At 70.3% G+C, this 7,135-nt stretch carries 9 protein-coding genes; 5 read left to right on the top strand and 4 right to left on the bottom strand.

The window, feature by feature from the left end; all coding sequences use genetic code 11:
- Positions 1-325: hydroxymethylglutaryl-CoA lyase-like TIM-barrel protein (locus AC32QD_RS12180; protein WP_492010774.1), on the bottom strand; the 325-nt coding region annotated here is incomplete at its 3' end.
- Entirely contained in the window at positions 325-1,119 is a 795-nt protein-coding gene (locus tag AC32QD_RS12175) for an enoyl-CoA hydratase/isomerase family protein (protein WP_492010773.1), read from the bottom strand. The genes AC32QD_RS12175 and AC32QD_RS12180, both read right to left, overlap by 1 nt.
- A gap of 156 nt (positions 1,120-1,275) precedes the next feature.
- Here AC32QD_RS12175 and AC32QD_RS12170 point away from each other — a divergent pair, with 156 nt between their 5' ends.
- From AC32QD_RS12170 to AC32QD_RS12155, 4 genes are all read left to right on the top strand, one after another.
- Complete coding sequence (locus AC32QD_RS12170) at positions 1,276-2,436, top strand: CaiB/BaiF CoA transferase family protein (protein WP_492010772.1); 1,161 nt, start codon at positions 1,276-1,278, stop codon at positions 2,434-2,436.
- A 61-nt stretch (positions 2,437-2,497) separates the two neighbouring features.
- The gene (locus tag AC32QD_RS12165; protein WP_492010771.1) at positions 2,498-2,965 is read left to right on the top strand and encodes an MOSC domain-containing protein; all 468 of its coding nucleotides are present in this window, start codon (positions 2,498-2,500) and stop codon (positions 2,963-2,965) included.
- Positions 2,966-2,977: 12 nt separating this feature from the next.
- Entirely contained in the window at positions 2,978-4,225 is a 1,248-nt protein-coding gene (locus AC32QD_RS12160; protein ID WP_492010770.1) for a M20 family metallo-hydrolase, read from the top strand.
- 10 nt (positions 4,226-4,235) lie between these two features.
- Positions 4,236-5,231: a 2-hydroxyacid dehydrogenase gene (locus AC32QD_RS12155; protein ID WP_492010769.1), complete on the top strand. Its 996-nt coding sequence runs from the start codon at positions 4,236-4,238 to the stop codon at positions 5,229-5,231.
- On the opposite strand, the gene AC32QD_RS12150 is transcribed toward AC32QD_RS12155, so the two are convergent.
- Complete coding sequence (locus AC32QD_RS12150; protein WP_492010768.1) at positions 5,228-5,635, bottom strand: hypothetical protein; 408 nt, start codon at positions 5,633-5,635, stop codon at positions 5,228-5,230. The two genes, AC32QD_RS12155 and AC32QD_RS12150, sit on opposite strands and share 4 nt — an antisense overlap.
- Positions 5,636-5,646: 11 nt before the next feature.
- Positions 5,647-6,534, bottom strand: coding sequence for an NAD(P)-dependent oxidoreductase (locus tag AC32QD_RS12145; protein ID WP_492010767.1), 888 nt, complete (start codon positions 6,532-6,534; stop codon positions 5,647-5,649).
- 97 nt (positions 6,535-6,631) lie between these two features.
- Between AC32QD_RS12145 and AC32QD_RS12140 the strand changes: the two genes are divergently transcribed.
- The gene (locus tag AC32QD_RS12140) at positions 6,632-7,066 is read left to right on the top strand and encodes an acyl-CoA thioesterase (RefSeq protein WP_492010766.1); all 435 of its coding nucleotides are present in this window, start codon (positions 6,632-6,634) and stop codon (positions 7,064-7,066) included.
- The last annotated feature ends 69 nt before the right edge of the window (positions 7,067-7,135 follow it).

The raw sequence follows: 7,135 nt of genomic DNA, 5'->3' as shown, positions 1-7,135 counted from the left end.
TGTTGTGCGTCTCCGAGACCGAGAGCACGTAGTTCACCTTCGGCACGCCGGTGGCGAAGGCGAGCTCGGCGCCCCTAAGATTCGGCACCAGCGCCGAGGGCACGTAGCCCGGGATGCGCGCCGCCGCGCTCGCCACCTCGCTTGCGTCGACGAACTGGGGGATCACCTTGGCGGGGACGAAGGAGCAGACCTCGATCTCGGGCACGCCTGCGGCTACGTCGGCGCGGATCCAGGCGAGCTTGACCTCGGTGGGCAGCACGGCCTTGACCAGTTGCAGCCCGTCGCGCGGGCCGACCTCGCGGACGAGCACGTCGCGGTCCATCATCAGCGTCCCTTGAACCGAGGCTTGCGCTTCTCGTTGAAGGCGCGGATGCCCTCGAGCCGGTCCTCGGTAGACACGATCAGGTTGTAGGCCGCAACCTCGAAGTCGTAGCCGTCGGCGCGGCCGAGGTCGGTGGCCTTGTCTAGCGCCTTCTTCGCCGCGCGAACGCCGATGGGCGCGTTCGCAGCGATCGCGCGCGCCGTCTCCAGCGCCTCCCCCAGCAGCCTCTCGGCCTTGCAGACGCGGTTGACGATGCCCCATTCCAGCGCCTCGGCGGCCGAGACCGGCCGGCCCGTCATGACGATTTCCTTGGCCCGGCGCACGCCGCAGGCGCGCGGCAGGTTCTGCGGCCCGGCCGCGCCCGGCATGATGCCGCGCGTCACCTCGGGCAGCGCGAAGCGCGCGTGGTCGGCCGCGTAGATGAAGTCGCAGGCCAGCGCGATCTCGAACCCGCCTCCCATCGCCGCGCCGTTCACCGCGGCGACCGCGGGGACCGGGCAGGCATGGATGGCGCGCACCATCTGCTCGACGAGGGCGTGCTGGCGGCGCCAGACATCGTCGGGCATGCCGTCGCGCTCCTTGAGGTCGGCGCCCGAGCAAAAGCTGCGCTCGCCGGCCCCGGTGAGGATCAGGCAATTGGCCGCCTCGGGCTCCACGTAAAGTGCGGTGAAGAAGTCGCGCAACTCGGTCATCATCGCCGTGTTCAGCGCGTTCAGCACCTCGGGCCGGTTCAGCGTGACCGTGAGGATGCCCGGATCGGGCCGCTCCACCAGCAGGGTCTCGAAATCCAGCTTCATCGGGTCCTCCGGCAGCCGCCGCTGCGGGGGCGGAACCTATCCAGTCTAGCCCGCTGGCCGCAAGCGGCGGAAGGGGATATCACGCTTGCGATCCGGCGCGTCTCGACGGGCCGGGGCCGCTGACGCAAGATCGACGCGGAGACAAGGACGCCCGCCATGCCCGACCAGCCGCTGCCCGAACCGTCATTGCCCCTGGCGGGCCAGCGCGTGATCGAGATCGGGCACTCGGTCGCGGCGCCCTATGCCGCGCTGGTTCTCGCCGAGCTGGGCGCGGAGGTGGTCAAGGTCGAGCGGCCGGGCCCCGGCGACGACGCCCGCGGCTGGGGACCGCCCTTCGTCGACGGCATGGCCACCCTGTTCCACGCCCTGAACCGGCTGAAGCGCTCGGTCACGCTCGACCTGAAATCGCCCGAGGGGGTCGGCAAGCTCAAGCGCCTGGCGGGCCGCTCGGACGCGGTGATCCAGAACCTCAAGCCGGGGCTGGCCGAGCGGCTGGGGATCGGGGCCGAGGCGCTGATGGCCGAGAACCCGCGCCTCGTCTATGCCTCGATCCACGCCTTCGGGCGCGAGGGGCCCCTGAAGGACAGCCCCGGCTACGACCCGCTGATGCAGGCCTTCGGGGGGCTGATGAGCGTCACCGGCCAGCCGGGCCAGCCCTCGGTGCGGATCGGGCCCTCGATCATCGACATGGGCACCGGCATGTGGGTGGCGATGGGCATCGTCACGGCGCTGCTGCGCCGGGCCGAGACGGGCCGCGGCGGCGTGGTGGACACCTCGCTCTTCGACACCGCGCTCGGCTGGATGACCTATTTCCTGGCGAGCTTCAGCGCCTCGGGCAATGTGCCGGGCAAATCCGGGTCCGGCACGATGATGATCGCGCCCTACCAGGCGTTTCCGACCAGCGACGGCGAGCTGGTGATCGCCGCCGGCAACGACACGCTGTTCGCCCGTCTGGCACAGGCGCTCGGCCATGCGGACTGGGCCAAGGACCCGCGCTTCCTGACCAATGCGCTGCGCGTCGAGAACAAGCCTGCGCTTGCCGCGCTGATTATCGCTCAGACCTCGCGGACTACCACCGCCGAGGTCGCCGCACGTCTCGACCGGGCCGGCGTGCCGAACGCGCCGGTCAATACCGTCGACCAGGTTGCCGCGCATCCCCAGACCCAGGCCTCGGGCATGTTGCGCGGGGCGCACGCGCTGCGCTTCTTCGGCCTGCCAATGGCTTTTGACGGGCAGAGGCCCGCGCGCGAGGCGCCCGCGCCCGGTCTCGGCGCCGACAACGACTGGCTGGACCGGCTGATCGCAAAGGACGGGTGACGCCGGCGCCTCGGGGGCGCTCGATGGCGCCGCCTGGAGTCCGGTGAGCAGGGAGAGGAGAATGCGCTGGCAGGGACGACTCGAGCACATCCACGTCACCGATGCGGGCTCCGGTGCCATGCGGGCGCTGCCCGAGGCCCGGATCGTGGCCGGCCGCGGCATCGAGGGCGACCGTTATTATCTCGGCACGGGGACCTATTCCTTGAAGGCCGGTCCCGACCGGCAAGTGACTCTGATCGAGGCCGAGACCCTGGCGGCGCTGGCGCGCGACGAGGGGATCGAGCTTGCCCCCGCCGAGCACCGCCGCAACCTGACGGTGGCGCATGTGCCGCTCAACCACCTTGTCGGCCGCAGCTTCCGTGTCGGGCGGGCGGTGCTCGAGGGGGTGCGCCTGAACAAGCCGTGCAAATACCTGGAGAAGATGACCGGCAAGCCGGTCTACCTGCCGCTGCTGAACCGCTCGGGACTGAACTGCCGCGTGCTCGACGGCGGCATCATCCGCCCCGGCGACGCCATCACGCCCGCCTGAAGGAGACCGACCGTGAGCCGCACCGACCTGCCCTCGATCGACGCCGACCGCCTGTGGCACCGCCAGGCCGAGATGGACCGGATTGGCGCCACACCGGGGGGCGGCGTGCACCGCCTGGCGCTCAACGAGGACGACATCGAGGCGCATCGCCGGCTTGCCGACTGGGCCCTGGCGCGGGGCTGGACGGTGCTGATCGACGACATCGGCAACATGTTCCTGCGCCGCGAGGGCAGCGACCCGTCGCTCGGAGCCGTCGCCTCGGGCTCGCACACCGACAGCCAGCCCTTCGCCGGCCGGTTCGACGGCATGTCCGGCGTGCTCACGGCGCTGGAGGCGCTCGAGACCATCGACGACGCCGGGATCGCCACGCGCCACCCGATCGAGGTCGCCGTGTGGAACAACGAGGAGGGCCCGCGCTTCAACCCGGCCTGCATGGGCTCGGCCACCTATGCCGGGGTGCGGCCGCTCGAGGAGATGCTTGCCGCCGCCGACCCCGAGGGCGTTACCATGGGCCAGTGCGTCGAGCGGTTGAAGGCGGCCATACCGGAGGCGAAGCCGCGCGCGCTCGGCGAGCCCTTCGCTGCTTTCCTCGAGATGCACATCGAGCAGGGCGTGACGCTGGAGCAAAGCGGCGACGTCATCGGCGTCGTCACCGGGATGCAGGGCTACCGCCGCTTTCAGGTCGAGGTCACCGGCGTCGACGCCCATTCCGGCACCACCCCCCGCGCGCGGCGCCGCGATGCCTTCGTGGCGGCGAGCGACATGGCCGTGGCGCTGCGCCAGGCGTTCCTCGACGACAGCGACACCATGCGCTTCACCATCGGCCGTTTCGAGGTCATGCCCGGCGGCATCTCGGTGGTGCCGGGCCGGGTCGTCTTCACCATCGACATGCGCCACCCGGACCTCCAGACGCTGGCGCACGAGGGCGATCGCGTGGCCCCAATCTGCGAGCGCCTCAAGGGGCCGTGCGAGGTCACTGTCGGCGAGTTCATCAACTCCGCCTCGATGGAGTTCCCCGAGGACATGCGCGCGCGCATCGAGGCCGCGGCCGAGGCGCGCGGCTATCTCCACCAGCGCATCTATTCCTCGGCCAGCCACGACTCGCGCCACATCGCGCGGCTCTGCCCCGCCGGCATGCTGTTCATTCCCTGCAAGGACGGCATCAGCCACAACGAGGCCGAGATCGCCGAGAAGGCGGACTGCGCCGCCGCAGCCCAGGTCATTGCCGACGTGTTGATCGGGCTGGCGGGGGCCGGGTAGCGAGCGCCGCATGGCCGGGCCGTTCAGGATCGTGCGCACCGACCGCGAGCTGCACACGCCGCATGTCGACGCAACGCTGCGCGCCCGCGGCCACGAGCTGGTGCTGCTGCCCGACGGCATCTGCGAGCACGACCTGATCGCCGCCTTGCGCGACGCCGACCTACTGCTCATGTGCTACACGCCCGTGACCGCGCGCGCGATTGCCGCCGCGCCGCGGCTGAAGGGCATCGTGAAATACGGCGTCGGCATCGACGCCATCGATATCGCGGCCGCCCGCGCCCGCGGCGTCGTGGTGGTCAACGTTCCCGAATACGCCGAGCAAACCGTCGCCGATGGCGCCTTCGCGCTGATGCTGGCCTTGGCAAAGAAGCTGACCCGCATTGACCGGCAGATGCAGCGGCAAGGCTGGGCCTGGCCCCAGCCCCGCTGGCTCGCCTCCGACATTGCCGGCAAGACCGTCGGGATCGTCGGCGTGGGCCGCATCGGCCGGGCCCTGGCGCGGATGGCCGGGGCGGGCTTCCGCGCCCGCGTGCTGGGCTATGACCCCCATGTCTCAGCCGAGACAATGCGGGCAGCCGGCGTCGAGAAGCGCGGTGTGCTTCGCGCCATGCTGGCCGAGTGCGACTTCGTCACCCTGCACGCTGTGCTGACGCCGCAGACTCTGGGTCTGATCGGCGCGCCCGAGTTGGCCGCGATGAGGCCCACGGCGTTCCTCGTCAACACCGCCCGTGGCGCGCTGGTGGACGAGGCGGCCCTGCTCGACGCCCTGGAGCGCGGCCGCATCGCCGGTGCGGCCCTCGATGTCTTTTCGGCCGAGCCGCTGGCCCGGAACGGCCACGCGCTCGGCCGCCTCTATGCGATGGAGAACGTGATTCTCACGCCACACCTCACCTTCTACACCGCCGAGGCGATGCAGCGGCTGGAGGCGGAGACGCTGGAGCGCTGCTTCGAGATTCTCGAAGGGCGCGAGGTGACGGTGAAATCGGACGATCCGCGGTTGCGCTAGCGCCAACCGGCAAATGCGGTGGCGAAACGATTCATTAACCACTCTAGGACAATTCTCTGGCTCTCGATGCAGCACGAAAGCCAGCACACATGCGCCCACTCCTCTGCCTTGCCTACCTGCTTGTCGGCGTTCCGCAATTCCTCGCGATCCAGGACGGCCTGGATGCCTGGCTGAGGCAGTCGCCCCTCCTTTCCCTGTCGTTTGCGTTGTTCTTCGCCTGCATCCCCTTCGTCGGCAGCGCCCTCGGCATGGCCGGTGCGGTCAGCGTGTGGGGATGGACGTGGTGGCAGGGCGGGCTGCTTTTCGTTGCCGGGGGCACTGGCAGCCTCGCCATTCTGGCGGGCCTGTGCATGATCGAGACGATCGCCGAGGACCGCCCCGCCTGGTCCGACCGGCCCGAACATGGCGCGCGGGCTCAGCACTCGGCCTCGCCGGCGATGACGCGCATGACCTCGGTGTGGTCCGCTCCGGCGCCCAGCTCCTCGAGGGCCTTCTCATACAGCGCCGCACAGGCGCCAAGCCCCGGCGCATCGGCCTCCAGATCCCGCGCCAGCGCCGCCGCCATGCGCAGATCCTTTGCCATGAGCTCCAGCCCGAATCCAGAGGCATAGCGCCCGCCGTTCACATGCTGCTTCAGCTTTACCTCGGTGGCGTTGTTGCGCCCCGTGGAGACGTTGAAGACATCCGCCATCAGGTCCGGGTCGAGCCCGAAGCGCCGCCCGATCAGCACGGCCTCACAGGCCGCGGCCAGCCCTGATGCGGAGAGGTAGTTGTTCAGCACCTTCATCGCGTGGCCCGAGCCCAGCTTGCCCGTGCGATAGACCGTGCCCATCGCCGAAAGCGCCGGCTCGATCCGGTCGAGCGCGGCCCCGTCGCCGCCGGCCATGATGGTGAGCTTGCCCAGCTCGGCCCGCCACACCCCGCCCGAGACCGGGGCGTCGACCAGCGCGACGCCGGTGCCGGCCAGGTCCTCGGCCAGTTTGGTCGTCTGGAGCGGATAGGACGTGCTCATGTCGGCGAGCACCGCGCCCCCGGTCATCGCCGCGGCCAGCCCAGCCTTTCCCGTGACCGCCGCGCGCACGGCCTCGCCGTCGGGCAGCATGGTGATGACCAGCTCGGCGCCCTCGGCCGCCGCGGCCAGGCTCGACGCGACCGTAACGCCCGCGCGACCCTCGAACGGGACCAGGACCTCGGCACGCAGGTCGTAGACTTGAACCGGCCAGCCCGCCTTGACCAGGCATTCGGCCATCGGCGCGCCCATGCGCCCGATGCCGACGAAGCCGATGCCGAAACGCTCGCTCATGGCAGCCTCCATCCCGTTTTCTACTGCCTACAGGGCCATGGCGCCCCGCGCCAGCGCCGTGCTAACGCTCGGGCCGGGCAGACCGGACGAGGCAGACATGACCGAGATCGACATCGACCTGACCCGGCGCGAGAGCTTCCGGCACTGGACGCCGGTCACGATCCGCTTTTGCGACCAAGACTCGATGGCGCATGTCAACAACGTGGCGCTCGCCGCCTATGTCGAGGCGGCGCGCACGGCGCTGATCTACGAGCTGATCCGCAAGGGCGGCATGGAGGGGCTCGAGTTCATCCTCGCCCGCGTGGTCATCGATTTCCGTCGCGAGCTGCACTACCCCGGCGCCGTCGAGGTGGGCGCGCGCCTCATTCGTATCGGCGGAAAGTCGCTGACCACCGGCTATGGCATCTTCAGGGGCGATGCCTGCATCGCCACCAGCACCTGCGTGAACGTGTTCTACGACATGGCCACGCGCCGCAGCGTGGCCCCGCCTCACAGCGTGCGCGCCGCGCTCGAGGCCGAGCTTGCGGGCTGAGGCGGTCGCTACTGCGCCGCCAGCGCGGTGCGCCGCACCTCGGCGGCATTCACCCCGAACTCCTTGCGG

It is taken from the genome of Thermohalobaculum sp. (assembly GCF_058622915.1).
This window is presented reverse-complemented; position numbering and strand designations above follow the sequence as displayed.

Coding starts and splice junctions, on each gene's coding strand:
- AC32QD_RS12175 (WP_492010773.1), bottom strand. CDS start 1,119: ATGAAGCTGGATTTCGAGACCCTGCTGGTGGAGCGGCCCGATCCGGGC.
- AC32QD_RS12170 (WP_492010772.1), top strand. CDS start 1,276: ATGCCCGACCAGCCGCTGCCCGAACCGTCATTGCCCCTGGCGGGCCAG.
- AC32QD_RS12165 (WP_492010771.1), top strand. CDS start 2,498: ATGCGCTGGCAGGGACGACTCGAGCACATCCACGTCACCGATGCGGGC.
- AC32QD_RS12155 (WP_492010769.1), top strand. CDS start 4,236: ATGGCCGGGCCGTTCAGGATCGTGCGCACCGACCGCGAGCTGCACACG.
- AC32QD_RS12150 (WP_492010768.1), bottom strand. CDS start 5,635: ATGTTCGGGCCGGTCGGACCAGGCGGGGCGGTCCTCGGCGATCGTCTC.
- AC32QD_RS12145 (WP_492010767.1), bottom strand. CDS start 6,534: ATGAGCGAGCGTTTCGGCATCGGCTTCGTCGGCATCGGGCGCATGGGC.
- AC32QD_RS12140 (WP_492010766.1), top strand. CDS start 6,632: ATGACCGAGATCGACATCGACCTGACCCGGCGCGAGAGCTTCCGGCAC.